At 68.8% G+C, this 23583-nt stretch carries 19 protein-coding genes; 12 read left to right on the forward strand and 7 right to left on the reverse strand.

Features of this window, described 5'->3' with window-relative positions:
- Positions 1 to 10: 10 nt before the first annotated feature.
- The 4 genes from AVTE2539_RS03255 to AVTE2539_RS03270 all read right to left on the reverse strand — a co-directional run bounded on the left by AVTE2539_RS03255 (position 11) and on the right by AVTE2539_RS03270 (position 5450).
- A complete protein-coding gene (locus AVTE2539_RS03255) occupies positions 11 to 1153 on the reverse strand; it encodes a DUF2169 family type VI secretion system accessory protein (protein WP_284408341.1) in 1143 nt (380 codons plus the stop codon).
- The gene (locus AVTE2539_RS03260; RefSeq protein ID WP_284408342.1) at positions 1150 to 2505 is read right to left on the reverse strand and encodes a hypothetical protein; all 1356 of its coding nucleotides are present in this window, start codon (positions 2503 to 2505) and stop codon (positions 1150 to 1152) included. Before AVTE2539_RS03260 ends, AVTE2539_RS03255 begins: the two co-directional genes overlap by 4 nt.
- Positions 2506 to 2623: 118 nt before the next feature.
- Positions 2624 to 3136, reverse strand: a complete 513-nt coding sequence (locus AVTE2539_RS03265) for a hypothetical protein (protein WP_284408343.1) — start codon at positions 3134 to 3136, stop codon at positions 2624 to 2626.
- The gene (locus tag AVTE2539_RS03270) at positions 3126 to 5450 is read right to left on the reverse strand and encodes a type VI secretion system Vgr family protein (RefSeq protein ID WP_284408344.1); all 2325 of its coding nucleotides are present in this window, start codon (positions 5448 to 5450) and stop codon (positions 3126 to 3128) included. The genes AVTE2539_RS03265 and AVTE2539_RS03270 overlap by 11 nt, the downstream gene beginning before the upstream one ends.
- A gap of 223 nt (positions 5451 to 5673) precedes the next feature.
- Between AVTE2539_RS03270 and AVTE2539_RS03275 the strand changes: the two genes are divergently transcribed.
- Both AVTE2539_RS03275 and AVTE2539_RS03280 read left to right on the forward strand, forming a co-directional pair.
- Positions 5674 to 6330: an SGNH/GDSL hydrolase family protein gene (locus AVTE2539_RS03275; protein ID WP_284408345.1), complete on the forward strand. Its 657-nt coding sequence runs from the start codon at positions 5674 to 5676 to the stop codon at positions 6328 to 6330.
- Positions 6331 to 6508: 178 nt separating this feature from the next.
- Positions 6509 to 7327, forward strand: coding sequence for an HDOD domain-containing protein (locus AVTE2539_RS03280; protein ID WP_284407686.1), 819 nt, complete (start codon positions 6509 to 6511; stop codon positions 7325 to 7327).
- A 114-nt stretch (positions 7328 to 7441) separates the two neighbouring features.
- On the opposite strand, the gene AVTE2539_RS03285 is transcribed toward AVTE2539_RS03280, so the two are convergent.
- Positions 7442 to 8794, reverse strand: a complete 1353-nt coding sequence (locus AVTE2539_RS03285; RefSeq protein WP_272564701.1) for a dicarboxylate/amino acid:cation symporter — start codon at positions 8792 to 8794, stop codon at positions 7442 to 7444.
- Positions 8795 to 9081: 287 nt separating this feature from the next.
- On the reverse strand, positions 9082 to 9690 hold the full coding sequence (locus AVTE2539_RS03290) for a glutathione S-transferase (RefSeq protein WP_284408346.1): 609 nt from the start codon (positions 9688 to 9690) through the stop codon (positions 9082 to 9084).
- A 187-nt stretch (positions 9691 to 9877) separates the two neighbouring features.
- Here AVTE2539_RS03290 and AVTE2539_RS03295 point away from each other — a divergent pair, with 187 nt between their 5' ends.
- From AVTE2539_RS03295 to urtE, 6 genes are all read left to right on the forward strand, one after another.
- On the forward strand, positions 9878 to 10336 hold the full coding sequence (locus AVTE2539_RS03295; protein WP_284395294.1) for an Lrp/AsnC family transcriptional regulator: 459 nt from the start codon (positions 9878 to 9880) through the stop codon (positions 10334 to 10336).
- 162 nt (positions 10337 to 10498) lie between these two features.
- On the forward strand, positions 10499 to 11767 hold the full coding sequence (gene urtA / locus AVTE2539_RS03300) for an urea ABC transporter substrate-binding protein (RefSeq protein WP_284395293.1): 1269 nt from the start codon (positions 10499 to 10501) through the stop codon (positions 11765 to 11767).
- 197 nt (positions 11768 to 11964) lie between these two features.
- Positions 11965 to 13542 (forward strand): urea ABC transporter permease subunit UrtB, encoded by a 1578-nt coding sequence (urtB, locus tag AVTE2539_RS03305; RefSeq protein ID WP_284408347.1) that lies wholly within the window; start codon positions 11965 to 11967, stop codon positions 13540 to 13542.
- 65 nt (positions 13543 to 13607) lie between these two features.
- Entirely contained in the window at positions 13608 to 14783 is a 1176-nt protein-coding gene (urtC, locus tag AVTE2539_RS03310; protein WP_284408348.1) for an urea ABC transporter permease subunit UrtC, read from the forward strand.
- On the forward strand, positions 14780 to 15655 hold the full coding sequence (urtD, locus tag AVTE2539_RS03315) for an urea ABC transporter ATP-binding protein UrtD (RefSeq protein ID WP_272564690.1): 876 nt from the start codon (positions 14780 to 14782) through the stop codon (positions 15653 to 15655). Before urtC ends, urtD begins: the two co-directional genes overlap by 4 nt.
- A 730-nt stretch (positions 15656 to 16385) precedes the next feature.
- The gene (gene urtE / locus AVTE2539_RS03320) at positions 16386 to 17090 is read left to right on the forward strand and encodes an urea ABC transporter ATP-binding subunit UrtE (RefSeq protein WP_284408349.1); all 705 of its coding nucleotides are present in this window, start codon (positions 16386 to 16388) and stop codon (positions 17088 to 17090) included.
- A 50-nt stretch (positions 17091 to 17140) separates the two neighbouring features.
- Here the strand turns inward: urtE and AVTE2539_RS03325 are convergent, their stop codons facing one another.
- On the reverse strand, positions 17141 to 18070 hold the full coding sequence (locus tag AVTE2539_RS03325; protein WP_284408350.1) for a LysR family transcriptional regulator: 930 nt from the start codon (positions 18068 to 18070) through the stop codon (positions 17141 to 17143).
- A gap of 222 nt (positions 18071 to 18292) precedes the next feature.
- On the opposite strand from AVTE2539_RS03325, the gene AVTE2539_RS03330 reads away from it, so the two are divergent.
- The 4 genes from AVTE2539_RS03330 (at position 18293) to AVTE2539_RS03345 (ending at position 23526) form a co-directional block, all read left to right on the forward strand.
- Positions 18293 to 19306, forward strand: coding sequence for a porin (locus AVTE2539_RS03330; RefSeq protein ID WP_284408351.1), 1014 nt, complete (start codon positions 18293 to 18295; stop codon positions 19304 to 19306).
- Positions 19296 to 20327 carry a Bug family tripartite tricarboxylate transporter substrate binding protein gene (locus AVTE2539_RS03335; protein ID WP_284408352.1) on the forward strand — a complete coding sequence of 344 codons (1032 nt, stop codon included), beginning with the start codon at positions 19296 to 19298 and terminating at the stop codon, positions 20325 to 20327. Before AVTE2539_RS03330 ends, AVTE2539_RS03335 begins: the two co-directional genes overlap by 11 nt.
- Before the next feature lie 21 nt (positions 20328 to 20348).
- Positions 20349 to 22265 (forward strand): CocE/NonD family hydrolase, encoded by a 1917-nt coding sequence (locus AVTE2539_RS03340; RefSeq protein ID WP_284409404.1) that lies wholly within the window; start codon positions 20349 to 20351, stop codon positions 22263 to 22265.
- A gap of 196 nt (positions 22266 to 22461) precedes the next feature.
- On the forward strand, positions 22462 to 23526 hold the full coding sequence (locus tag AVTE2539_RS03345) for an adenylate/guanylate cyclase domain-containing protein (protein ID WP_284408353.1): 1065 nt from the start codon (positions 22462 to 22464) through the stop codon (positions 23524 to 23526).
- The last annotated feature ends 57 nt before the right edge of the window (positions 23527 to 23583 follow it).

Here is a 23583-nt window from a genome sequence, read left to right on the forward strand (position 1 = left end):
TCGAAGCGATTCAATTCAGGGAGAGGGCCGGAGACGAAGAGGCCGCTCGTGGCGCGCGGGCGTGGGCCGTGACGTGGACCAGGCCGAGCCGCTCCAGCGCGGGCGGCACGATCACGGCGCGCCACAGCAGCGAGGCGCGCTGCGTTGCGGTGTCCACCAGCAGCGTGTCCCAACGCAGTTCCTGGGGTGGGAGCAGGGTGCCGCCGGCGGTCTCCGCCTGCACGGTCAGCGCGAGCGGGGGCCACGTGAAATACAACGGGGCCCCTTCCGACATGCCGTGCAGGACCAGGGCATGGCCCGGGCGGGGGCTTTCGCGCAGCTGCAGCGCATCGGGCGCGGCGTTGTGGTGGCGCGGGTCGAAGTCCTCGGGCAGGTCGGGCGCGCGGGTCGATTGCCAGGTGTCGCCGAAGGTGCCCTGCAGGTCGCGGCGCGGAACGTGGTGGGGGGACACGTGGCCGAGGGCGATGGGTTCGAGGGTGTCGTCCCAGGTGATGATGGCCCGGTCCAGCGGTTCGAGCCACGGCAGCGGCGCGCCCCGGGCGGCGGCCGCGCTGCGGTACCAGCCCATGCCCTCCGGGTTGGGCTCGAAGGCGTTCACATGGCCCGTCTGCGGGTCTTTCTCCTGCCCGCCGAAGGCGAAGGGGCGCAGCAGCGGAATGCGCGACGCGGTGGCCTCGCCAGAGGCCCGCAGCCTGCCGATGGCCCCCAGTTCCGGCAGCCAGGTGCGTGGCGCGAACGCGCGCAGTTCGATCAGGCGCCGCGACCCGCCATGGGCCAGGTAGTCCACCGCGGCGTCGATGCTTGGCACGGGTCGGCCTTGCGGTGCGACCGCCCAGCCGTTCACGATGCAATCGAAGCGGGGCTTGGGCGGCACGTACTCGGATTCCAGGCAGGTCCAGAGTTCATGCGCGCGGGGTGCGGTGGCGGCGGCCTGGGCGGCGTCCAGGGGCAGGTTGCCGAGTGTCTGGCGCTCGCCCTCGCGGGAGATGGCGGCCTGGTCCTGTGCCGCCGCGAGCCGGGGTGGCAGGCCCGGGGCGGCCGCCAGCTGCCACGTGCCCTTGACGATCACCAGGGCCGCGCTGCGCCGCTCGGCATCGCGGTGCGGAAAGACCTGCGCGCGGAACGGCGTGTGGTTGAGAACCGGGCACGTCATGGCGCGGGCGGATCGGCTTGCAGGCTGTCCATGAGCTGCACGGTTTCCACAGCGGCCATCTGCCGTGCGGCAAGGTCCTCGTGGGATAGCGGAAACGGGCGGTGGGTCACTGCCGCATGCTCCATGTAGAGCCAGCTTCGCAGCGCATGGCCGACGTTGAAGGCTTGCGCGAGGCGATGGGTCTGCGTGATCGGCCCGCCCGAACGAATGCGGATGGCATCGAGCGCCCAGAGGCGGTCCTTGAGCGCGGCGTCCGTCCAGCGGGTGATGTGGGCCGGCTCCAGCCCCGTGCAGCCGTTGGCCGCGAACACCTGGCAGGCGAGGACGCGCAAGGCGCGCTGGCGCTCGCCGGCCGTGCCTTGGGTGTTCGTCAGCTCGCCCGGCACCTGCCCGAACACCAGACGCAGCAGGTCGCGTTCGCCGGGCTCCACGGGCCGGTCTTGCCGCTCGATGAAATCGAGCACCGGCAGCAGCCCTTCGATGCGCCCCGCGAGGGCGGCGACCCGCAGCGCGGTGTCGTTGGGCACCCGAAGCCCTTGCAGGACGGCGCCCAGGGCCGTTTCGGGTTCGCGCGCGGTCCACAGCGCCAGCGCTGCGTCGGCCGCGGCGGCCCAGCCCACGGGGTGCGATTGCTCGGTGGGGCCGTCTGCGGCGGTAATGCGGTCGATGTAGTGCCGCAGTTCAGGCTTCAGCCGATGGCCGCCCATGGTGCCCAGAGCCTGCAGCGCGGTGATCTGCCGGGCGAGGTCCTGACCTTGCAGCACGGCCTTCCATTGTTCTTCTGCCCGGGGGGGCACCTGCCCCATGCGCGCGCAGGCCAGCAGGCACGCATCCGGGTCCGCGCCGCGCACCGCTGCCGCGTGCACCCCGGCGATGTGCTCGGGCAGGGCGAGCCGCCCGGCCAGCTCCACACCGCAGGCCAGCAGGTGCGCGTCGTTCGATGCCAGCAGGTGGCCGCAGGTCTGCGGCGCGGCATAGAACCACAGCGCGTCCCGAACGGACATGGGTTGGGCCGCGAGCAGGCGGGCGATCCCCTCCAGTCGCACGGACGCATCGGGTTCGTACCGCTCCGCGAGCGCGATGCGCACGAAGGCCGCCCCCGCGATTTCTTCGGGGCGGGTCTGCGCCTGCGCCTCCACGCAGGCCAATTCGTCCAGGCACGCCGGCCCGTAGTAGCGGCAGACGTCCATCAGCGCGTCCAGCCGCTGATCGACGGCCTTGAGGGCCCGGACGGTGTAGGCCGGGCGCAGAAGCCCCGCCCGGCGCCCATAGGCGCGCACGGCGATGCCCATCTGCCGGGCCAGCATGCCGGGCAGTGGAGGGGGCGCGGAAGGGCGAAGGCGAGTGATCATGGGCCAGGCGAAGAAAAGCAAGCAGGCAGCGGCACCGTCGGAAACCCTATCGGAACCGGAGAGGGCAGCCAGGGCATCGCACAGCGGACGCAGGCGCGATGCATCGCGGCGAACCGGGTCAGTTCAACTCGATGGAGCCGCCTTCGATGCGATGGGTTTCGACGGCGGCCGAGGTGATCTGGTGACCCCGGGTCTCGACCGAGCCGTCCTGGGAAAACTGCATGCGCGCATCGGCGCAGCGCAGCAGCACGCGGCTCACCGCACTCACGTCCAGGTGGGTCACTTCGAGCGACAGCGCGCCGGTGGCCCGGTCGAACTGCCAGGGCGGTGTGGCCGGCGCGCCGGGGCAGGGCCAGGCGGCGACGATCAGCGAGGGCAGGGGCCCGCCGCCCGATGCCGGTGCTTCCTGCCCGGAACCCAGCGCGGCCAGCACGAATTGGCCTTCGATCACGCCGGGCACTTGAGAGGCCAGTTCCGCGCGGTATTCGCGGCCCTGGCAGCGAAGGACCACGGTTCCATCCGCATCCTGGCGCAGGACCTGGGCGGGCTGGAGCGACCACGCGGTGGCGGGGTCGGCGGCGGGGCCTTCCGAAGGCGGGGTGCTTCGGAGCATGCGGGAATCAGTTTTCATGGATGCCTCCGGAAAGCGTGGTGACGTCGCTTGCGCCGATGAGGCGGATGCTGTTGCCGTTCACGGTGATGGTGCCGTCGGCCTGGAGGATGAGCGAGCTGGAGCCCACCTTCAGGGTGATCGTTTCGGCATCCATGGTGATGCTGGAGCCGGCTCCCCCGCCGCCTTCGCCACCGCCCGAGGGCGCGGTCACGTTCTTGGCCATGCCGCCGCCGGCATCTCCGCCGCCCCCGCCACCGCCTCCCACGTTGAGGCTGTACTTGGTGCCCACCACCGTGCTCTGGTTGGTGCCGACCTTGACGTCCTGGTCGCTGCCCACGGTGGTGCTCTGGTTCTTGCCCACGATGGTGGCCATGATGGCGCCCACGTTGAGGTTGTAGACCACGCCCACGTTCTCCATGCGGCCGACGCCCACGTTCTGCATCGAGGCGATGCCGATGGTCTCGGTCTTGAACTTGCCGACCTTGATCGACCAGTTGCTGCCGATCTTGTCCTTCTCGTTCCTGCCGATGGTCTTGGTGCGGTTCTTGCCGATGCTCACCGTCTCGTCGATGCCCACGTCCTCGCGACGGTTGTCGCCGATGCTGATCTTCTCGTCGTGATCCACGCGCTCCGTGCGGTTGTTGTGCACGGTGATCTTTTCATCGCGGTCCACGGTCTCGGTGCGGTCGCGGTGAATGACGTTGGTCTCGTCCCGGTCGATGGTCTTGCGCCGATCATTGCCCACCCACTTGTCCTCGTCGTTCTCGACTTCGGTGAGCTGGTCTTTCTGCGCATGCAGCCACAGCTGCTCGGCGCCGGCCTTGTCTTCGAAGCGCAGCGCGTTCGCGTCGCCGGCGCCATTCTTCAGGCCCGGGCCGAAGGCGCCGCCCTTGCTCGATTTGGTCTTGATGCCCGACTGCGTCGCGTTGCCGGGCAGGCCCCAGGGGGGCATGTTGTCGGCGTTGTACACGCAGCCCAGGATGATGGGGTAGTCCGGGTCGCCGTTGAGGAAGTCGACGATCACCTCCATGCCGATGCGCGGAATGAACACGTTGCCGAACTGCGGCCCCGCCCAGGTGGAGGACACGCGCACCCAGCAGCTGGAGTTCTCATCCATCGCCCCGATGCGGTCCCAGTGGAACTGCACCTTCACCCGGCCGTACTGGTCGGTCCAGATCTCCTCGCCCGGCGGGCCCACCACCACGGCCGTCTGCGGGCCCGTGGTGCGAGGGCGGGGCGTGGCGACGACGGGGCGGTAGGGCATGGCGGTGGGGTGCACCTCCATCGAAAAGCGCTGGATCGACCCGCCCTGGGTCTGGCCCACGCCGTTCAGGCCCAGGCTGGCCTGGGCGTTTTCCTCCAGGTAGTACTCGACCGACACCACCAGGTACTGCTGGTTCTGGTCTTCGCGCGGGTAGTTGTCCAGCACGATGGTGTAGCCGGGGGCGATGCTGCGCTTGTTCAACTTCGCGTGGGCGCGGTGGTGGCCGGCCAGGCCGGTTTCCATCTGCAGCCGGGTGTAGGTTTCCCCATCGGAAAACTCGGTGTAGCCCCCGGGCCACTCGTACCTCTCGTAGCTGTCGTGGGCATGCCCTGGCGGGGACTGGCGCATGTCGGACAGATCGGCGCGCGGCTTCTTGAAGTCGTAGTCGTCCAGGTAGGCCCGGCCGGGCTGCACCTGCTGGCCCATGTGCCAGGAAAAGATGTGTTCCCGGTCGGCCAGGGCGGTCTTGCCCGGCGGGTGGAAGGGAATCACATGGCCGCCCGGCAGCGGGCTGTGCGAGCCCATCACGTCGTCGGCGAACACCAGCGTGTGGCTGCCGGGCTGGTGTTCGAAATACCAGTAAATGCCTTCGGATTCGCACAGCCGCGCGATGAAGGCGAAATCGGTCTCGTGGTATTGCACGGTATACGGCCGCACGCGATAAGCCCGGGAGAGCTTTTTCTGCATCGGCTGGCCGTATTTCTGCAGCACGCTCTCCACGATATCCGGGACGGTCATTTCCTGGAAGATCTTGAAATCGCTGCGCCGCGTGGCCAGCCACAGCCAGGGGCGCAGCACCATGCGGTAGGCGTAATTGGCCGAAGTGTCCTGGCCCTGCATGCCAAAGCCCGTGGCAATACCGTCCAGGTAACGCCGGCCCAGTCCCTCGGTCTCCACCACGACCGTGGCAGCGAGGCCCAGCAAGGCTTTCGGGTCGATGCCCTTGTTCTTGGAGATCAGGTCGATCTCGAATTCAAACAACGCGGACAGCGCCTCGCTTCCTTTCAATTGCCTGAATTGCAACGCCTCTCCCAGAGGCGTTTGAATTGTTACCCGGCGATTAGTCATGCGAGAAATTGTTTCTTAGCTTTGAATCGGGTCCGCATTATGCTGGCGATGCCTGCCCATCGGCACCGCGCGTTTGTGCGGCGCAACAGCCTCAATTGCATCCAGATGTTCGTGGGGTTATCTGCCACTGCGTCCGTTGTGGTTTCAGCGGGGTTGTGGTGGACTGCGAAGTGATCCGGCAACCGTGGCCGGACGCTATGCAACCAGATAAAAAAGGGAATCCATGGGAGATGCAGTTTTCGGCCCGCAGCGGCCATGCTCGGTGGAGCTTGACGGCGACAGCATTCTGTTCGGCTTCGATCCCGCGTCCACGACCTGGCGGCACGCGCAAACGCCGGCGCAGCGCATTTTGGCCAGGCGCCCGCACTGGGTGATCGACGACCGCACGGCGGCCGGCCTCCAGGCGTACGACCTGGTGCGGGGCTACGAGGCGCCTTTCGACAGTGCGCCGCCCGAGCTTTTCCCCCGCGGGCCGCAGGGCCCGTTCGATACCGAGCCGCACCCGTCGCGCATCGTGGTCCTGCAGGTGGGGGTGAACGACCACGCACGTCCCGGCTTCGACATCGAGGCGTTCGAGGACGATTACCGCGGCCTCATCGGCTTCGTGCATTCGCTGGGGCATGCCGCCGTGGTCACCGGGATCACCCCGGTCTCCGACAAGATCTTCGGCCCCGCGGCGCTCGCCACCATGCAGGCGATCAATGCGGCCATCCGCCGGGTGGCGGCCGACACACGCACGGTGCATGCGCACTGGGATTCGATGCCGTTTTCGGTGGACAGGGACACGACCGACGGCATCCACCCCACGCAGGCCGCCTCGAACCGCCTGGCCGACCGCCTGACGGTGGCGCTGGAGCGCACCTTCCGGCTGGGCGCATAGCGCAAGCGGCCATGGCCTGCAAGGGCATGGGCAGGGCTGCGGGGTCCGCCGTTGCCAGGGCAGCACAAACCCGCGGGCTGGTGAATTCCCTGCCCGGCGGGCGCCGAGACGGTGATACAAAAACACCAGCGGGCTGGAAGGCCGGCCTGCACACCCCCTTCAAGAAAAGGTCGTCCGCATGCCCGCACTCGCCGCTTTCCTCCAGGAGGTCAAGCTGCCCACCATGCCCGAGGTGGCCCACAGCCTGATCCAGACCCTGCACGACGACGACATCCCCTTCGAGAAGGTGCGCACCGCCATCTCCAAGGACCCTTCGCTCACCGCCAAGCTGGTCCGCATGGCCAACAGCGCGCGGTTCGGGCTGCCGCGCCAGGTCTCCTCGCTCGACGACGCCATCAACATGGTGGGGCTCAACCAGGTGCGCACGCTGGCCCTGGCGGCGTGCATGACGGGTTCGTTCGCCGACGCGCCGGGCGTGGACCGGCAGGAGTTCTGGAAGGAAAGCATGGCCTGCGCCGGCTACGCGCAGTGGCTGGCGCGGGCGCTGGGCACCGATGTGCAGCAATCGTGGCTCACGGGCTTCATGGTGCGGCTGGGCGAGCTGATCATCGCCCAGAAGGCGCCGAGCGAGATCGTGGAGATCGAACGCCTGCCGCACCTGCCCGGCGGCCGCTGGCAGCGCGAGCAGAGCCTGCTGGGCTTCACCGAAGGGCAGATCACGGCCGAACTGGCGCGGCAGTGGAAATTCCCCGACGAGGTGGTGCGTGCGCTGGAGACGGCCTCCGACCCGCTGGCCAGCCCCTCGTTCTGCCGCCTGGGCGCCATCGTGCACGTGGCCACGCTGCTGGCGGAGATCGCCGTCGGCCCCAAGGCGAGCGTGGCGGAGACGATCGGCGCGTTGCCGGACGAACTGCTGCAGGCGCTGCAGCTCGATCCCGGCTGGCTCGCCGACCACCTGCCGGACCCGACCGTGTTCACCGACACGTCGGCGCTGTAAACCGATCCATCCATCCGCCCGTCAGCGGAGCGGCGCCCACGGAGACGCCAATGAAAAGGCCGGCGAAAGCCGGCCTGACGGGCTGGGGTGCAAGGCCCCATGGAGCCTGCCGCCTCAGCGGTGGCCGCTCGTGTCCATGCGTTCGGTCTTGGCGTCCAGCAGCACCTCGGGCTCCTGCGCGTCCACCCAGTTCGGGTCGTTCAGGCGCTGCTTGAGCTTGTTCTCGTCGAGGTCGCCGGTCCACTTGGCGACCACGATGGTGGCCACGCCGTTGCCCACCAGGTTGGTGAGCGCGCGCGCCTCGGACATGAAGCGGTCGATGCCCAGGATGAGCGCCAGGCCCGCCACCGGCACATGGCCCACCGCCGACAGCGAAGCCGCCAGCACGATGAAGCCGCTGCCCGTGATCCCGGCCGCGCCCTTGGAGGTGAGCAGCAGCACCAGCAGCAGCGTGATCTGGTGCGTGATGTCCAGCGGCGTGTTGGTGGCCTGCGCGATGAACACGGCGGCCATGGTCAGGTAGATGGAGGTGCCGTCCAGGTTGAACGAGTAGCCGGTGGGAATCACCAGGCCCACGGTGGTCTTCTTGGCGCCCAGGTTCTCCATCTTTTCCATCATGCGCGGCAGCACGGATTCGCTGGAGGACGTGCCCAGCACGATCAGCAGCTCTTCCTTGATGTACTTGATGAACTTCCAGATCGAGAAGCCGTGGAAGCGCGCGATGGCGCCCAGCACGATGAAGATGAACAGCAGGCAGGTCAGGTAGAACGAGCCCATCAGCTTGCCCAGCGACAGCAGCGAGCCCACGCCGTATTTGCCGATGGTGAACGACATGGCGCCGAAGGCACCGATGGGCGCCACCTTCATGATGTAGCCGACGATGGTGAACAGCACGTGCGAGGTCTTCTCGATGAAGTCGAACACCAGGGTGCCGCGGCCGCCGAAGCGGTGCAGGGCGAACCCGAACATCACGGCGATCAGCAGCACCTGCAGGATCTCGCCCTTGGCGAACGCATCGACCACCGTGGTGGGGATGATGTTCATCAGGAAGTCGGTGGTGGTGCCCATCTTGCCGGGCGCGGTGTAGGCGGCGATCGACTTGGTGTCGATGGTGGAGGCATCCACGTTCATGCCGGCGCCGGGCTGCAGCACGTTGACCACGATCAGGCCGATGATCAGCGCGACCGTGCTCACGATCTCGAAATACAGCAGGGCCAGGCCGCCGGTGCGGCCGACCTTCTTCATGTCTTCCATGCCCGCGATGCCGATCACCACCGTGCAGAAGATGATGGGCGCGATGATCATCTTGATCAGCTTGATGAAGCCGTCGCCCAGCGGCTTCATCTGCTCCCCCAGTGCGGGGTAGAAGTGCCCCAGCAGCACGCCGACGACGACGGCGAAGAGCACCTGGATGTACAGCGAGCGGTAAAGGGGTCTCTTGGGAGGGAGCGTGCGTGTCTCTTGCATAGGTCTGCGCGTACCGTCGCCAGCAGCGCTCATTTTGGAGGTGCGTGAATGTATGCCCGTGCCATGGCCTGCGCGATTGTGGAAATCCACATGGTGGGAAATACGTACATGCAGCGCGCGCCGGGGTGGTGGGAGGCTGCGCGCACCCTGCCACCATGGCGGAATGCGCCGGTTTTGGGGCGGCGATCCGGTCCATGCCGGCCGCGCGGGAGGGGCCGCCGGATCGCCGAGATGTCAGCCAGGTGACAGACTTCGCGGCCGGTGGAGCGTGCGCCGGCGCCCAGCCCTCAACGGGCCGGACAGGCGAGAAACGCCGGCAACCGCTCCGCCTGTTTCGCATACGCGGCCAGGGCGGGGTGGTCGGCGGCCAGGACGGTATCGGCGACCATGCTCTGCATGAAGTCCCACGCCACGGCGATGGTGACGCCGGCATCGGTGATGGCCTGCTCGGGCGCCGGCAGGGGTGTACGGGCCAGTTCGGCTTCGAGCTGCCCGCAGGCCGCCAGCAACTGGCCGCTTACGCGGTCGATCCAGGGGGCATGCTGCTTTTCCGCAGGACGCAGGTTCTGTTCGTACACCCGCTGCACGGCCTTCTCGCAGGCGGCCAGCGCCAGGCCGGTGAGGCGCAGATCGCGCAGCAGCGCGGGCCCGCCGAGCGGCTGCAGGCGGTGGCGCGACAGGGTGCCGGCCCACTGCAGGATCAGCCCCGAATCCATCAGCACCGTGCCGTCGTCGGCCACCAGCGTCGGGGCCTTCACCACCGGGTTGATGCGGCCGAAGGCCTCGAAGGTGCTGAACACCGAGAGGGGCAGGTGCTCGAAGAGCAGTTCCAGCAGCCGCAGCGACACGGCGACACGGCGCACATAGGGGGAGTCCAGCATTCCAACCAGCTGCATGGGAAGGGTTCCTTGAGAAAAGGGGCCGAAGAAAGCCAGGGCGCGGTCCGCGAGGACGCCGGTGGCACGGCCTTGCACGATAGGCGCGCGGCCCCTGCTGACGAAGGGCGGGGCATCGGAAATGCCGCCTCCAAACCGATGGATGATCGGAACCTCCCTTCCCGACCCCGCAACCCGGAGCGCTGGCATGACCCTCGACAAGAAAGACTGGCTGATCCTGGAGGCCCTGCAGACCGATGCCCGCCAGAGCCTGGCCGCGCTGGGCAAGCGCATCGGCCTGTCCCAGCCCGCCATGAGCGAGCGGGTGCGCAAGCTGGAGGACGCGGGCGTGATCGAGGGCTATGGGGCGCGGGTCAACCTGCGCGCCATCGGCGTGCGGCTGCAGGCCATCATCCGCGTGCAGACCGACCATGCCGGCATCGCGCCCTACGTGAAGCTCTTCGAGTCCATGCCCGAGGTCCTCGAGGCCGATCGCGTGACGGGCGAGGATTGCTTCATCGTGCGCTGCGCCATCGCAGAGCCCGAAGACCTGCAGTCCGTGGTCGATGCACTGGCCCAGCACGGCGCGGTGACCACGTCGCTGGTGCTGTCGAGCCCCGTGCGCAAGACCACCACGGTGCACGCCCTGCGGTCCCCGCGGCGCTGAGCGGGCCAGCCGGGCCGGCCCCGCGGCATCGGGGCCGTGTACGCCACTTGGCGTATTGGCGGCCCGGGGGGCAGTCTCCAGAATCCATTCCATCGACCGGACAAAGGCGCCCTGCGGGGGCCCCGGGCGAGCGGTTTGAACCCCATTCATCGGAGCTGCACCATGCAACGTCGTTACTCTCTCAAGGCCCTCGCGGCCATCGCCACGCTGGCCGGCCTGTCGGCGCTGCCGGCCCATGCCGCCGACACCATCAAGGTGGGCGTGCTGCACAGCCTGTCGGGCACCATGGCCATCTCGGAGACGGTGCTGAAGGACACCGTGCTCATGGCCATCGACGAGATCAACGCCAAGGGCGGCGTGCTCGGCAAGAAGCTTGAGCCCGTGGTGGTGGACCCGGCCTCCAACTGGCCCCTGTTCGCCGAGAAGACCAAGCAGCTGCTGGGGCAGGACAAGGTCTCGGTCATCTTCGGCTGCTGGACCTCGGTGAGCCGCAAGTCCGTGCTGCCCGTGGTCGAGGAAATGAACGGCCTGCTGTTCTACCCCGTGCAGTACGAAGGCGAAGAGCTGTCCAAAAACGTGTTCTATACCGGCGCCGCGCCCAACCAGCAGGCCATTCCCGCGGTGGACTACCTGATGAGCAAGGACGGCGGCGGCGCCAAGCGCTGGGTGCTGCTGGGCACCGACTACGTGTACCCCCGCACCACCAACAAGATCCTGCGCGCCTACCTGAAGTCCAAGGGCGTGAAGGACAGCGACATCGACGAAAAGTACACGCCCTTCGGCCATGCCGACTACCAGACCATCGTGGCCGACATCAAGAAGTTCAGCCAGGGCGGCAAGACGGCAGTGGTCTCCACCATCAACGGCGACTCCAACGTGCCCTTCTACAAGGAGCTGGGCAACGCGGGCCTCAAGGCCAAGGACGTGCCGGTGGTGGCCTTCTCGGTGGGCGAGGAAGAACTGCGCGGCGTGGACACCAAGCCGCTGGTGGGCCACCTGGCGGCATGGAACTACTTCATGTCCATCAAGAACCCCACCAACACCGCCTTCATCAAGCAGTGGAGCGACTACGCCCGCGCCAAGAAGATCCCCGGCCACATGGACAAGCCGCTCACCAACGACCCGATGGAGGCGACCTACATCGGCATCCACATGTGGAAGCAGGCGGTGGAGAAGGCCAAGAGCACCGATGTGGACAAGGTCATCGCCGCCATGGCCGGCCAGACCTTCCAGGCGCCCAGCGGCATCGTGAGCAAGATGGACGAGAAGAACCACCACCTGCACAAGAGCGTGTTCATCGGCGAGATCAAGGCCGACGGCCAGTTCAACGTGGTGTGGAAGACGCCCGGCCCGGTCAAGGCCAAGCCCTGGAGCCCGTACATCGAAGGCAACGACAAGAAGAAGGACGAGCCCGACGGAAAGTCGAAGTGAAATCGAAGTGACACCCCCCTGAGGCGCTGCGCGCCTTCACCCCCTCTCTCGCTGCGCGGGAGGGGGGACGACGCCAGCGGCCCGGCAGAGCCGGTTCCGCGGCGTCTGCTGGCTTGGGGCCGCGCTGGTGCAAACGGCGTAACGAAGTCAGAGCCGTGGTTGCAGTCCTCCCTCGTTCGCGAAAACCACCCATCCCAATGTTTCCCACCTTCTTTCACCGCCTGATCGCCTGCCTGCTGCTGTGTGCGGCGGTGCAGGCGCACGCGCTCACGCCGCAGGCCGCGCGTGCCATGGCGGCGGGCGAGACCGACGAGCGCATCGCCGCGCTGCAGCAGGCCATCGCCACGCCCGACGATGCGACGCTGGCCTTCATCCGCGCGATGGCCGACGATGCGGTCAAGATCGCGGGCGACCGTGCCATCACCATCAAGGACGGCAAGGGGCTGGACCCCGCCACCGGTGCCGAGGTGCCGGTGCCCGACGATGCGGAGGACATCGTCAACAACAACCGCATGCGCGGCGAGTTCGATGCCGCGCTGGCCTCGCTGCAACTGCTGTCGCCCGACGCGGCCCAGCGCCGCGCCGCCATCGAGTCGCTCAAGGAAGAGACCGACGCCGCGCGCCTGCCCCTGATCGAAAAGGCCCTCGCCGCCGAGAAGGACGCCGGCCTGCGCGGGCGGCTCGAAGCCATCCGCGCGCGCATGCTGCTGGCCGACAGCGACGCGGCCCACCGCCTGGAGGCCGCGCAGTACCTGGCCGCCAGCGGCACCCCCGCCACGCGCACCGTGCTGCTGGAGCAACTGCGCCAGGAGGCCGATCCCAAGGTGAAGGCGGCCATCCAGTCCGCGCTGGCCTCGGTGGAAGGCCGCCTGCAGTGGGGCGAGAAGCTCGCCGCGCTGTTCTCGGGCGTGAGCCTGGGGTCCATCCTGCTGCTGGTGGCGCTGGGGCTGGCCATCACCTACGGGCTGATGGGCGTCATCAACATGGCGCACGGCGAGCTGATGATGATCGGCGCCTACGCCACCTACGTGGTGCAGGGCCTGTTCCAGAAATACCTGCCCGGCGCCTTCGACTGGTACCTGGTGGCCGCCGTGCCGGCCGCGTTCTGCGCCTCCGCCCTCATGGGCGCGGCGCTGGAGCGCAGCGTGATCCGCTTTCTCTACGGCCGGCCGCTGGAGACGCTGCTGGCCACCTGGGGCATCAGCCTGATGCTGCAGCAGCTCGTGCGCACCGTGTTCGGCGCGCAGAACGTGGGCGTGGAAAACCCCGCCTGGATGAGCGGCGGCGTGCAGCTCATGGACAACCTGCAGCTGCCCTGGAACCGCGTGATCATCGTGGCCTTCGCCTTCGCGGTGCTGGCCGGCGTGGCCTATCTCATCGGCCGCACGCGGCTGGGTCTGTTCGTGCGCGGCGTCACGCAGAACCGGCCCATCGCCTCGTGCATGGGCGTCAACACCGCCCGCGTGGACACTTATGCCTTCGCCCTCGGCTCCGGCATCGCCGGCCTGGCCGGCTGCGCTTTAAGCCAGGTCGGCAACGTGGGGCCCGACCTGGGCCAGGGCTACATCGTCGATTCGTTCATGGTCGTGGTGCTGGGCGGCGTGGGCCAGCTGGCGGGCACCGTGTACGCGGCGCTGGGCCTGGGCGTGCTCAACAAGTTCCTCGAAGGCTGGACGGGCGCCGTGCTGGCCAAGATCGCCGTGCTGGTCTTCATCATCGTGTTCATCCAGAAGCGGCCGCAGGGCATCTTCGCGATGAAGGGGAGGGAGGCATGACCGCCCATCGTCGTCGTCATCGCCGCCCGCCGCGCCACCTGCCCCTGCCTGCCTAGAAGAAGCCCATGCCCCATCGAGACATCTCCCTTCCTGCGCCAGCGCCGCTGCTCACGCGGTCCGGCTGGTCGGCGTTCATCGTCGCGCTCATCGCCGTGTGCGCGGTGGCGCCCGTGCTCAACCTGTGGCTGCCCGCCGGCAGCCCGCTGCACCTGTCCGACTACGCGGTGGCGCTGCTGGGCAAGATCATGTGCTACGCCATCTGCGCGCTGGCCATGGACCTCATCTGGGGCTACACCGGCATCCTGAGCCTGGGCCACGGCCTGTTCTTCGCCCTGGGCGGCTACGTGATGGGCATGTACCTCATGCGCCAGATCGGCCGCGACGGCAACTACCAGAGCGACCTGCCGGACTTCATGGTGTTCCTGGACTGGAAGGAGCTGCCCTGGCACTGGGCGCTGTCGGACAGCTTCGCCGCCACCTTGGTCCTCGTCGTGGCCGTGCCGGGGCTGGTCGCCTTCGTGTTCGGCTACTTCGCCTTCCGCTCGCGCATCAAGGGCGTGTATTTTTCGATCATCACGCAGGCCATGACGTATGCCGCCATGCTGCTGTTCTTTCGCAACGAGACAGGCTTCGGCGGCAACAACGGCTTCACCGATTTCAAGCGCATCCTGGGGCAGCCGATCGCCACGCAGAACATGCGCATGCTGCTGTTCGTGCTCACGGGGCTGGCGCTGCTGGGCTCGTTCCTGCTCGGGCGCTGGCTGGTGCGCAGCAAATTCGGCCGCGTGCTGCAGGCGGTGCGCGATGCGGAGACGCGCGTCATGTTCTCGGGCTACTCGCCGCTGCCCTACAAGCTCACCATCTGGACCATCAGCGCCATGATGTGCGGCGTGGCCGGGGCGCTGTACGTGCCGCAGGTCGGCATCATCAATCCCGGCGAGATGAGCGCCGCCAACTCCATCGAGATCGCCGTGTGGGCGGCCGTGGGCGGGCGCGCCACGCTCATCGGCCCCATCGTGGGGGCCTTCCTGGTGAACGGCGCCAAGAGCTGGCTCACCGTGACCGCACCGGAGTTCTGGCTGTACTTCCTGGGGGCGCTGTTCATCGCCGTCACCCTGTTCCTGCCCAACGGCATCGTGGGCCTGCTGCGCCGCCCGTCCAAGGCGAAGGCGGCGGTGGTGGACGACGAAGCACGCGAGCCCCTGCGCAGCAGTGTAAGGAAAGAGGAGGGCGCGCAATGACCCCCGATCTGATGGAAGAAGGCGCGCGCCGCATCGCGGGCGACGCCCCTGCGGCACGCACGGGGCAGACCGAGTCCGGGGGCCGCGCGGCCGGCTTCTCGCGCGTGGCCGTGCCCGGCGAGGTGGACGTGGCCCACGGCCGCATCCTGTACCTGGAAGACGTGCACGTGAGCTTCGACGGCTTCAAGGCCATCAACGGCCTGAACCTGGACATCGCCCCCGGCGAGCTGCGCTGCGTGATCGGCCCCAACGGCGCGGGCAAGACCACCATGATGGACATCATCACCGGCAAGACCCGCCCGGACCGCGGCACCGTGTTCTTCGGCAGCACGATCGACCTGCTGCGGCACAACGAGCCGGAGATCGCTGGCTTGGGAATCGGCCGCAAGTTCCAGAAGCCCACGGTGTTCGAGCAGCTCACCGTTTTCGAGAATCTGGAGCTGGCCTTGAAGACGCACAAGGGCGTGGCCTCGAGCCTGTTCTTTCGCCTGGACTCGGCCCAGTCGGACCGGCTGGCCGAGGTGCTGCACACCATCCACTTGGCCGGCAGCGTGGCGCGCATGGCGGGCAATCTGAGCCATGGGCAAAAGCAGTGGCTGGAGATCGGGATGCTGCTGATGCAGGACCCGAAGCTGCTGCTGCTGGACGAGCCGGTGGCGGGGATGACGGACGAGGAGACGGCGCGGACGGCGGAGCTGTTCCTGACGCTGAAGGGGCGGCACTCGCTGATGGTGGTGGAGCATGACATGTCGTTCATCCGGACGATTTCGGAGAAGGTGACGGTGTTGTGCGAGGGGGCGGTGTTGGCGGAGGGGACTCTGGATCAGGTGCAGGGGGATGAGAGGGTGATTGAGGTTTATCTGGGGCGGTGACGCTGTGGGCTTTTTTGCGAAATTGCTCGATATTTACGTTCCGGGGCCGGGTCTCGGCCCGGCGGCCGAGGTACTTTTCTTTGCTTCGCCAAAGAAACGTACCCAAAAGAAAGGCGACCCTACTGTCCGTGTCCCCTGCGCTGCGCTCCGGGGCAACCTGCGGTGCTCGCGGCTGGCGGGGTCCGCGCAAACTCGCTCCACTGCGTTGCGCTCAAACAGCGCGCGGCCCTTTTTCCGCCAGCCGCTGCGCTCCTCGGCACGGCCAGAAGGGAACCCGACAGCCCCCACACAGGCCATCGCTGCGCTCGGCCTGGCCGCCGCGGCGCGCAGCGCGTGCGCGTTGGGGGCCGAGCGTAGCGAAGGCCCGTGTGGCAGATGCCCTTCTGGATGCGCCGAGGAGCGCAGGGCGCGGGGTGGGCAGGTGTGCCGCAGGACACACCTGCTTCGTGATCTGACTCGCCGTGGTTGTCCGAGCGCAGCGCGCAGCGCGAAGCGAGTTCCACGGCGCACCCCGCGCACGAGCACCGCAGGTTGCCCGGAGCGAAGCGCAGGGACGCAGCCAGCAGGGTCGCCTTTTCTTTGCTTACTTTCTTTTGGCGAAGCAAAAGAAAGTGAGTGCGCCGCCGGGCGCATACCCCGGCCCCGGAAACTAATCATCCAAAAGCTACAAAAACAATAGCAACAAGGCCAATCAACACTAGGGCATCAAGCCCAAAAGACATCAAAAGCCATGCTCACCGTCCAAAACCTCCACCAGTACTACGGCGGCTCCCACATCCTGCGCGACGTGAGCCTCACCGCCCCCCCGGGCAAAGTCACCGTCCTCCTCGGCCGCAACGGCGTCGGCAAGACCACCCTGCTCAAGAGCCTCATGGGCCTCGTCCCCATCAAAAGCGGCACCATCACTTGGGAAGGCCACCCCATCCAGTCCAGGACCCCCTACGACCGCGCCCGCGCCGGCATCGGCTTCGTCCCGCAGGGTCGCGAGATCTTCGGCCGCCTCACGGTCGAAGAAAACCTGCGCATGGGCCTGGCCTACAAGAGCGGCTCCACCCCCGTGCCGCCCCATCTGTACGAACTCTTTCCGGTGCTCAAGCAGATGCTCGGCCGCCGCGGCGGCGACCTTTCGGGCGGGCAGCAGCAGCAGCTCGCCATCGCGCGGGCGCTGGCGCCCAGCCCGCGCCTGCTGATCCTGGACGAACCCACCGAAGGCATCCAGCCCAGCATCATCAAGGACATCGGCCGTGTCATCCGCCAGCTGGCCGACCACGGGCTGGACGGGCACCCCGTGTCCATCCTGCTGTGCGAGCAGTACTACGACTTCGCCGAGGAACTGGCCGACGAGTACCTCGTGATGGAGCGCGGCGAAGTCATCGCCCGGGGCCCGGGCAGCGAGATGCAGGCCAAGGGCATCCGCCACCTCGTGGCGATCTGAACCGGAGCGCTGGCGGGCGATCGCCGCGGCCAGCGCGTGAACCCCTCGCCCTAGGCCGGCTGCGCCGTGGCCACCGCCCCGGCATCCCCCGGGGGCGAAACCAGCCCCTCCACCAGGAGCTGCGTGAACGTGTCGTGCAGGGGCGATGCCGCCGCCTGGGCCACCGTGGCGATGCCCAGCTGGTAGGCGATGCGGGGGCGGAACGGGCGCGAGGCGATCGCACCGTGCGGGCAGTGCTGTGCGAGCAGGGCGTTCACGATGGAAACGCCCAGCCCCTGGGCCACGTGGGCGCAGGCCTCGCTGATGGAGTGCACCTCCAGGGCCACGCGCGGCTGCACCCGCCGCTGGCGAAACGCCATGTCGATGTCGTGGCGTATCTGCCGCTGCCGGCCCAGCAGGATCAGGCTGGCGTCGATCAGGTCGGTGGCGCCGACCTCGTTCAGGCGTTCCAGCGGGTGGCCCCTGGGCATGATGCACACGGCCTCGGAGTCGAGGTGGGCGCGGGTGGCGAGCCCGGGCATTTCCATGGGCAGCCGCACCAGCCCGATGTCCGCGTCGCGGCTGAGCAGTGCGCGCTCCGCGTCGTTGTACGAGCCCGACAGCACTTCCAGCACCACATCGGGATGGGCCTGCATGAAGCGCCGGGCCAGCACGGGCATGAGCGTGGTCGCCAGGGTGCTGGGCACGGCCACCTTGAGGAGCCGGCGCTTGAAGCCACCCAGGCGCAACTGCTCGGCATGGCGGCGAAAGCACTGGGCCGAATCCATCAGGCCCTGGGCGTCGTGCAGCAGCGCGTGGGCTTCGGCGGTGGGGCTCAGGCGGCCTTTCTCGCGCACGAACAGGCGCAGGGCTAGGTCCTCCTCCAGTTGGGCCAGCAGCCGGCTGATGGCGGGCTGCGACAGGCCCAGGCGCTCGGCCGCGCCGGTGGTGGAGCCGCTGAGCATGATGGCGTGGAAGGCTTCGAGTTGCTTGAAGTTCATGGGCATGGAACGGTGCGCCGGCCCCCGGGATGCGCGCGCCGGCGAACGGGCGCGCGGGGCCGTCCCGCATCTTTGCACCGCTCGCGCCCCGGCGCAAACATGCGGCCCGCTGCATAGGGTCATCCGCCTTTGTCATAGCGTTGTGGCGAAGGACCCCGCTCCACAGAATCGGCAGCGTCATCCGCCAACACCGGCACGACGCCACCCAAGGAGCAAGACTTTATGAGGCCCCCATTTCCCTTCGCGCTGGCTGCCTGCGGCCTGTTCTTATCGGCCGCGCCGCCCGCTCGGGCGCAGGACCTGCAGGCGTACGGGCAGGTGCGCCTGACCGTCAACCATGTCAAGACCGGCAATGCGGGCTCGGTGACGGAGGAGCGCGACAACGCGTCGCGCCTGGGCTTTCGGGGCAAGGAGGACCTGGGCGACGGCATGGCGGCCCTGTTCGGCGTGGAGATGGGTCTGGACGCGGACACCGGAGCCGCCACCACGCCCGCCTACCGCAACAGCTACGTGGCACTGCGCGGCAGCGCGGGGACGGTGGCGCTGGGCCGGCTGGATTCCGCCAATCCGACCGGATCGCCCCTGTATTCGCAGGTGACGCGCATCACCTCGTTCGCGGCCAACGACGCCGGGGCCACGGCCATCGGCACGTCCATTCTCAACGCACGCAACCGCACCTCGAACGCGGTGGGCTACCAGAGCCCCACGTGGGGCGGCGTCAACGTGCGGGCCCGCTATTACCTGCGCGGCGACACCCGGACGCCGGATCAGGAAAACGGCGCCAAGTCGCTCGACCTGGGGCTGAACTACGCGGACGGGCCCTGGTCGGCGGGCATCGGCTACGGCCGGGACGCGCGCCCGGGCGGCCTGCTGGCCAACGAGTTTTCGAGCAAGTGGCAGGTGGGTGTGCGCTACGACTTCGGTGCCATCGAGCCCTATGTGCTGCTGGGCCGCGATGCGTATGCGAAGGCCTCGGCCACCGCGCGCACCGATGTGGACTACTGGCTGGTGGGCAGCCGGTTCTCCGCCGGCCCGCACGCGCTGGTGGTCAACGTGATGCAGCGGGACGTGCAGGCCTCCGTGCGGGGCCTTCGCAAGCGCCAGCAGGTGGCGTATACGTATGCGCTGTCCAAGCGCACGGAGTTGCAGGCGTTCATCGACCGCGACGGAATCGATTCGAGCCGCAGCAATGTGGCGGTGCGCGCCGTGGGCGCAGGAGTGCGACATGATTTCTAAGGCAAGCTGTGCGGCCCTGCGGGCCTTCTTTTCGCGCCCCGTTTCCGGGCACCGGGTCCGGCCGTTGCTGGCGGCCGGTCTGGCGGTCCTGGCCCTGTGGGGGGCTGGCGCCCGTGCGGCGCCGGCCGCCGAGTTTCCCGACAAGCCGGTGCGCATCGTGATTCCGTTCCCGGCGGGTGCCGCGGCCGACACGGCCATGCGGGTGGTGGCGCGCAAGATGTCGGAGCAGTGGCGCCAGCCGGTCATCATCGACAACCGGCCCGGCGCGCCCGGTTTCCAGGCGGTCGCATCGGCACCGCCCGATGGCCACACCCTGCTGATGGGGGCGGGCTCGGGCATGGTGACGGCACCGCTGCTGTCCAGCAAGCTCACGTACAACCCGTCGCGCGACTTCGTGCCCGTGGGGCGGGTGGTGGTCAACGTGCCCATCCTCACCACGCACCCGAGCCTGAAGGTCCGCACGGTGCAGGAACTCATCGCGCTGGCCCGCAAGGACCCCGGCGCGCTCAACTACAGCACCAGCGGCAACGGCAGCCCGGGGCACCTGTCGATGGAGTTGTTCCAGGCCGCCACGGGCACGCGCATGGTGCAGATCCCGTACAAGGGGGGTGGCCCGGCGGTGAACGAGCTGGCGGGCGGGTACGTGCAGCTGGGCATCAACGCCGTTCCCAGCGTGGCGGCGCAGATCAAGGCCGGCAAGCTCGTGCCGCTGGCGGTGGCCAGCGCCAAGCGGTCGCGCGCTTTCCCCGAAGTGCCGACCATGGCCGAGGCCGGTTTGAAGAACTTCGAATACGACATCTGGTATGCGCTGTTCGCCCCCGCGGGCACGCCGGCGGACCGGGTGCAGAACATCAGCAAGGTGCTCGGCGCAGCGCTGAACGACGCCGAGGTGACCGCCCTGCTGGTGGCGCAGGGGGCCGAGCCGGCACCTACCACGCCGCAGGAGCTGGCGCGCTTCATGCAGGAAGACACGGCCCGCTGGGCCAAGCTGGTCAAGGACCGCAACCTCAAACTCGACTGAGGCGAGCCGTCCATGAACACGATGACGATTCCGTCGGCGGACGCCGCCGCCAGCGCCACCACCACTACCGCCATCGCCAGCGGCGTGACCCGGCACACCTGCTGGGTCCCCATGCGCGACGGGGTGCGCCTGGCCACCGACGTGTACCTGCCGGCCCCCGGCGCCGGCCCGCTCCCGGTGTTGCTGGAGCGCACGCCCTACGGCAAGGATGCCGAAACCCGGCGCGAGCGCACGGCGGCCGACCCCACGCCGATGCGGCGCGGCGAAGTGGCCGAGCGGTTCGCACGGGAGGGCTACGCGGTGGTGGTGCAGGACTGCCGCGGCCGCTTCGGCTCCGAAGGGCAGTTCACCAAGTACCTGGGCGAGGCCCACGACGGCGCCGACACCATGGCATGGATCACGGCGCAGCCCTGGTGCAACGGCGCGGTGGGCACCTACGGGCTGTCGTATGCCGCCCACACCCAGACCGCGCTGGCCAGCCAGCGGCCCGCGGGGCTCAAGGCGATGTTCCTCGAATGCGGCGGCTTCGCCAACGCCTACCGCGGCGGCATCCGCCATGGGGGCGCGTTCGAGATGAAGCAGGCGGTCTGGGCGCTGCGCAATGCCCTCAGCGGCAGCAACCGCATCGGCGAAGCGGCACGCCGGGCGCTGGAGCAGGCCGACATCGGCGAATGGTTCCAGCGCCTTCCCTGGACGCGCGGCGACTCGCCCCTGCAGTGGGCGCCCGAGTACGAGGACTATCTTTTCGGGCAATGGGAGCGCGGCCGCTTCGACGACCACTGGCGCCAGCCCGAACTCTATGCGGCAGGGCACTACGCCGCGTTCGAGGGCGTGGCCGTGCTGCTGATGTGCGGCTGGTGGGACCCGTACGCCCAGACCACCACCGACAACTATCTTGGCCTTTCGCAGCGCTCACACGGCGACGTGCGCATGGTGCTGGGCCCCTGGACCCATGGCGAGCGCAGCGTGCCGTATGCGGGCGACGTGGACTTCGGGCCCGATGCGGTGCTCGACGGCACGCTGGCACCCGACTATGTGCAGATGCGGCTCGCCTGGTTCAACCACTGGCTGCGCGGGCAGCCCCTGCCCGAGGGACAGGCCGATGCCGTGCGCTACTTCCGCATGGGCGGGGGATCGGGGCGGCGCACGCCCGAAGGCCGGCTCGACCACGGCGGGGCCTGGCACCGTGCCGCCGACTGGCCCCTGCCGGGCACCACCCTGGCGCCGTGGTATCTCGGGCCGGGCGGGCTGCTGACCCGGGACGTGCCGGAGCGTGCGGGTGAGGCGACCTTCCGCTTCGACCCCGCGAACCCCGTGCCCACCATCGGCGGCTCGGTCACCTCCGGAGAGCCCCTGATGGTGGCCGGCGCCTACGACCAGTGCACGCACGGGGGCGTGTTCGGCGCGCGGGCGCCGTTCGGGCCGCTGGCCGGACGGGACGACGTGCTGGTGTTCCAGACGCCGCCGCTCGAGTGCGACGTGGAGGTCACCGGCCCCGTGGTGATCGAGCTGTGGGTTTCGTCCACGGCGCCCGACACCGACTTCACGGCCAAGCTGATCGACCAGTACCCGCCGAGCGAAGACCATCCCGAGGGGTATGCGATGAACCTGACCGACGGCATCCTGCGCTGCCGCTACCGCGACTCGTGGGAGCACCCCGGACTGATGGTGCCCGGGGAGGCCGTGCAGATCACGATCGAGCCCATGCCCACGTCCAACCTGTTCCGCCGGGGCCACCGGATCCGGCTCGACATCTCGAGCAGCAACTTTCCGCGGTTCGACGTCAATCCCAACACCGGTGCGCCCGAGGGGAGCGCGGGCCCCCGGGTGGTGGCGTTCAACACCGTGCACATGGGGCCGGGGCGCGCGTCCCGCGTGGTGTTGCCGATGCAGCCCATGGGTGGGACGCCTGCCGCGGGGGCCGGCACGGGCGGATGACGCTGGCCCGGCAGGGGGCGAAGGCGCCGTAGGGGAGAATGGCCGCCCGCCTTGACCATGGCAACGCGGGCCCTCTATGCTTGCCGTGCGAGCGCCTGCCGCGCGGCTGGGTGCCCTCCCGCCCTCCCTGCGAAGAAGGCCGGCGCGTCGCCCGCAGTTCCCAAAGGCCACCCCGAAGAGAAAGCACCGCGCTCCCATGTCCTCTTTTCCCCCTGGCGACGCCCCGGCAACCCTCCCGCACCCGCAGACCTCCGTTTCCCCTTCCTTGCCCCCCGCCGCCGGCCCGCACCTGCAGCCGCGCGAGGTGACGCTGCTGAAGATCGGCCTGCGCGACTTCTCCCAGCTGGCCGCCCAGTTGCCGCCCGACCAGTCCCTGGCCTGGGTGGAGCGCATCCTGGCCTGCCTGCACGGCGTGCTGGCGCGCTACGGCGCCGAGGTGGACCACCTCACCGGCGATGCCGGGGCGGTGGTCTTCGGACTGGCGGCGCCCGCCGAGGCACCGGGCGCCGATCCGGCCAGGAGCGGTGGCCCTGACGACGACGTGCACCGCGCCGCCATGTGCGCCCTGGCCCTGCAGATGGCCACGCGCGATCTCAACGACGCCTTCCTGCAAGACCGCCTGCCGTCCATCTACCTGGGCATCGGCATCGCCTGCGGCCCGGCCCTGGTGGGGGGCTTCGGCGGTGCGCCGGGCGTGCGCCAGTCGCCCGTGCTCTTGGGCGACGTGGTGGTGGAAGCCCAGCAACTGCGCACTTTCGCCCTGCGCGGGCAGGTGCTGGTCAGCGAGGCCGTGTACCAGCGTTGCTGGAGCATGGCCTCGGTGGCCCCGCCCATGCAGGTCTTCGTGAAGGGGCGCGACGAGCCGCTGTCCATGCGCGAACTGGTGGCGGTGCCCAGCCGCAAGCTCAAGGTGCCGCGCCAGGAGTTCCGCCGCAGCCACCGCGTGGAGGCGCGCCTGCCGTGCAGCTGGCAACTGGTGCAGGACGGCATGGTCATGCCCCATGCCGTGCCCTGCATCCTGCGCGACATGGGCTACCACGGCGCGCTGCTGGAGCTGAACGGCACCGTGCCGCTGCATGGCGAGCTGCGCCTGGCCTTCGACCTGCCGCTGGTGCACTACCCCGCCCGGGACGTGTACGCCCGCGTGGTCACCCTCAAACCGGTGGGCGATCAGTTGCTGGCGGGGGTGGAGTTCACCGCGACCAGCGCGGAGTTCGATGCGCGCGTGCGGCGGTTCGTGCAGGGGATGGTGGCGGGTTGAGGCGACGGCGCGGTGTCGCCCTAGGGCGGGCGGCAGCCGTGCTGCAACGCCGCAGGG

Source organism: Acidovorax sp. SUPP2539 (assembly GCF_030158975.1).
Lineage (GTDB): Bacteria > Pseudomonadota > Gammaproteobacteria > Burkholderiales > Burkholderiaceae_C > Paracidovorax.

Bases quoted from the DNA above. Each gene is read 5' to 3' on its own strand.
- AVTE2539_RS03335 (WP_284408352.1), top strand. From the start codon at position 19,296: ATGATTTCTAAGGCAAGCTGTGCGGCCCTGCGGGCCTTCTTTTCGCGC.
- urtE (WP_284408349.1), top strand. From the start codon at position 16,386: ATGCTCACCGTCCAAAACCTCCACCAGTACTACGGCGGCTCCCACATC.
- AVTE2539_RS03255 (WP_284408341.1), bottom strand. From the start codon at position 1,153: ATGACGTGCCCGGTTCTCAACCACACGCCGTTCCGCGCGCAGGTCTTT.
- urtC (WP_284408348.1), top strand. From the start codon at position 13,608: ATGCCCCATCGAGACATCTCCCTTCCTGCGCCAGCGCCGCTGCTCACG.
- AVTE2539_RS03270 (WP_284408344.1), bottom strand. From the start codon at position 5,450: ATGACTAATCGCCGGGTAACAATTCAAACGCCTCTGGGAGAGGCGTTG.
- AVTE2539_RS03340 (WP_284409404.1), top strand. From the start codon at position 20,349: ATGACGATTCCGTCGGCGGACGCCGCCGCCAGCGCCACCACCACTACC.
- AVTE2539_RS03295 (WP_284395294.1), top strand. From the start codon at position 9,878: ATGACCCTCGACAAGAAAGACTGGCTGATCCTGGAGGCCCTGCAGACC.
- AVTE2539_RS03290 (WP_284408346.1), bottom strand. From the start codon at position 9,690: ATGCAGCTGGTTGGAATGCTGGACTCCCCCTATGTGCGCCGTGTCGCC.
- AVTE2539_RS03260 (WP_284408342.1), bottom strand. From the start codon at position 2,505: ATGATCACTCGCCTTCGCCCTTCCGCGCCCCCTCCACTGCCCGGCATG.
- AVTE2539_RS03285 (WP_272564701.1), bottom strand. From the start codon at position 8,794: ATGCAAGAGACACGCACGCTCCCTCCCAAGAGACCCCTTTACCGCTCG.
- AVTE2539_RS03275 (WP_284408345.1), top strand. From the start codon at position 5,674: ATGGGAGATGCAGTTTTCGGCCCGCAGCGGCCATGCTCGGTGGAGCTT.
- urtD (WP_272564690.1), top strand. From the start codon at position 14,780: ATGACCCCCGATCTGATGGAAGAAGGCGCGCGCCGCATCGCGGGCGAC.
- urtB (WP_284408347.1), top strand. From the start codon at position 11,965: ATGTTTCCCACCTTCTTTCACCGCCTGATCGCCTGCCTGCTGCTGTGT.
- AVTE2539_RS03330 (WP_284408351.1), top strand. From the start codon at position 18,293: ATGAGGCCCCCATTTCCCTTCGCGCTGGCTGCCTGCGGCCTGTTCTTA.
- urtA (WP_284395293.1), top strand. From the start codon at position 10,499: ATGCAACGTCGTTACTCTCTCAAGGCCCTCGCGGCCATCGCCACGCTG.
- AVTE2539_RS03325 (WP_284408350.1), bottom strand. From the start codon at position 18,070: ATGAACTTCAAGCAACTCGAAGCCTTCCACGCCATCATGCTCAGCGGC.
- AVTE2539_RS03265 (WP_284408343.1), bottom strand. From the start codon at position 3,136: ATGAAAACTGATTCCCGCATGCTCCGAAGCACCCCGCCTTCGGAAGGC.
- AVTE2539_RS03280 (WP_284407686.1), top strand. From the start codon at position 6,509: ATGCCCGCACTCGCCGCTTTCCTCCAGGAGGTCAAGCTGCCCACCATG.
- AVTE2539_RS03345 (WP_284408353.1), top strand. From the start codon at position 22,462: ATGTCCTCTTTTCCCCCTGGCGACGCCCCGGCAACCCTCCCGCACCCG.